Source organism: Chrysiogenia bacterium (genome assembly GCA_020434085.1).
Taxonomy (GTDB): domain Bacteria; phylum JAGRBM01; class JAGRBM01; order JAGRBM01; family JAGRBM01; genus JAGRBM01.
This window is the reverse complement of the sequence record JAGRBM010000004.1, coordinates 1-2261: the sequence shown is the minus strand read 5'-3', so window position 1 is coordinate 2261 and position 2261 is coordinate 1. Positions and strand designations below refer to the sequence as shown.

Annotated in this window: 3 protein-coding genes; all 3 read left to right on the top strand. The window is 64.6% G+C overall.

The genetic code is table 11. The features are described from left to right. Positions 1-495, top strand: a 495-nt coding sequence (locus tag KDH09_00095) for a DNA repair protein RadA (protein MCB0218064.1), incomplete at its 5' end; no start/stop codon positions are given. 157 nt (positions 496-652) lie between these two features. Continuing rightward, the gene (locus tag KDH09_00090) at positions 653-1081 is read left to right on the top strand and encodes a DUF2914 domain-containing protein (protein ID MCB0218063.1); all 429 of its coding nucleotides are present in this window, start codon (positions 653-655) and stop codon (positions 1079-1081) included. A 324-nt stretch (positions 1082-1405) separates the two neighbouring features. Then, on the top strand, positions 1406-2261 hold an 856-nt coding region (prfB, locus tag KDH09_00085), incomplete at its 3' end, for a peptide chain release factor 2 (GenBank protein ID MCB0218062.1).

Sequence of the window (2261 nt, the reverse complement as noted above, 5' to 3'; positions counted from 1 at the left end):
GTGGTTACCTGCGCGCTGGAGGGCACCCGCCCGTTGCTTGCCGAAGTGCAGGCGCTCGTCGCCGACTCGCGCCTCGGCAACCCGCGGCGGACCTCGCTGGGCGTGGACAACCAGCGAACGCAGCTTCTGGCTGCCGTTCTGGAAAAGCGGGGCGGGATTCACCTGGCCGACCAGGATGTTTTTGTGAACGCTGCCGGCGGTGTCTCGCTCACCGAGCCCGCGGCCGACCTGGCGATCCTGACGAGCATCGCGTCCTCGTCCATGGGGCGCCCGGTCGATCCCAAGGCGATTACCTTCGGCGAGGTCGGCCTTGCCGGAGAAGTCCGCGCGGTATCCCAAGCGGACGCGCGCATTGCCGAGGGCGTGCGCATGGGCTTCACGCGCTTCTGGATCCCGCAGGGAAATCTCACGCGCATGGGGCGAGGCCAGATCCCCAAGGGCGCCGAAGTTGAAGGTATCCGCAACATTGAACAACTGCTGGATCGGCTGGTGTAAGAGAGTTTTTGAACTATATCTTTCTCCCACGCTGCCGGGGGAGCTGTCCGGCAAGGCCGAACTGAGGGGGAGCCGCGTGCCAGATCGCACACCCCCTCTGCCCCTGCGGGGCATCTCCCCCGGTTGCGGGGGAGACCACAAAGGAAAGGATCCGTACATGAAGACACACATCACCTGGCTGGCGCTGCTGGCCCTCGTTTTGACACTGGGCTTTGGCGCCTGTGACAGCAAGAACAAGGATGAGAGCGCCGCCGCCGACGTGGGCTACACCGTGGGCGACCTCTTCGTCGCCGCCGACATTGCAGAGAAGGAACCGGTCGGCATCAGCGAGCACTTCTTCGCCGATACCGAGAAGCTCTACTGCTTCAGCGAAATCCTGGGCGCGAAGGAAGACGTGGTGATCAAGCACCGCTGGTTCCATGGCGCAGAGATGGTTTCCGAGGTCGCCCTGAACATCCGCGGCAGCAAGTGGCGCACCTGGAGCTCGAAGACCATCGGCCCGGGCATGACCGGCGACTGGCGCGTGCAGGTGACCTCCGAGGACGGCAAGGTTCTCAAGGAAACGAGCTTTGTGATCGGGCAATAGGGAAGTATTCCCTTTGCGCTCCCCCGCGCCGGGGGAGCTGCCCGTAGGGCAGAGGGGGTCGCGCAGGCGGCGATCGGGCTCTGAAGGCGGAGCAGCGTGCCAGCTCCAACACCCCCTCAGTCCGACTGCGTCGGCCAGCTCCCCCGGAGGGGGAGCGTGTCTTGTGGAAAGTCGAAGACTTTCTCCCTATACTCCGCCCGCCTGATCGTAAGGAGTTCCCGCACATGTCGGAACAAGCCACCAGCCTCGACCCCCATCTTCAGCTCGCCGAGCTGAAATCCCGCCTCCAGGAGGCTTCGGATCGCCTGAAGCCTCTGAGGGGGCATCTTTGACATCGCCGGCGCGACGAAGAAGCTCGAAGAACTAGACCAGCAGATGAGCGCCCAGGGTTTCTGGGACGACCCCGAAGCCGCCCAGAAGATCGTGCAGGAGCGAAAGCGTTACCTGGACACGGTCGAGCCGTGGAACGAGACCCAGGGCGAGCTCTCCGAGGCGAAGGAATTTGCCGAGCTGCTCGCCGAGGAAGAGGAACTCGACACCGACATGCTTGCCGACCTGGGCGAGCAGATCGACGCGCTGGAAAAGTCGGTCGGCAAGCTCGAGTTCAAGAAGATGCTCTCGGGCGAGCAGGACGCCTCGAACGCCATCCTCACCATCAACGCCGGCGCCGGCGGCACCGAGGCCCAGGACTGGGCCGAGATCCTGCTGCGCATGTACCTTCGGTATTGCGAGCGCCAGGAGTGGAAGACCGAGATCGTCGAGCTCTCCGAGGGCGAAGAGGCCGGGATCAAGAGCGCGACCGTCACCGTGGCCGGCCCCTTTGCCTACGGTTATCTCAAGGCCGAGATCGGCGTGCACCGCCTGGTGCGCATCTCGCCCTTCGACTCCAACAAGCGCCGCCAGACATCCTTTGCCAGCGTGTGCGTCTGCCCCGAGGTGGACGACGACATCGACATCGAGGTGCGCGAGGAAGACCTGCGCGTCGATACCTACCGCTCCAGCGGCGCCGGCGGCCAGCATGTCAACAAGACCGACTCGGCCGTGCGCCTCACCCACATTCCCACCGGAATCGTCGTGGCCTGCCAGGCCGAGCGCAGCCAGCACAAGAACAAGGCCAAGGCCATGAAGCTGCTGCAGGCCAAGATCTACCAGCACGAGCTGCAGAAGCGGCAGGCCGAGC

Coding starts and splice junctions, on each gene's coding strand:
- KDH09_00090 (MCB0218063.1), top strand. CDS start 653: ATGAAGACACACATCACCTGGCTGGCGCTGCTGGCCCTCGTTTTGACA.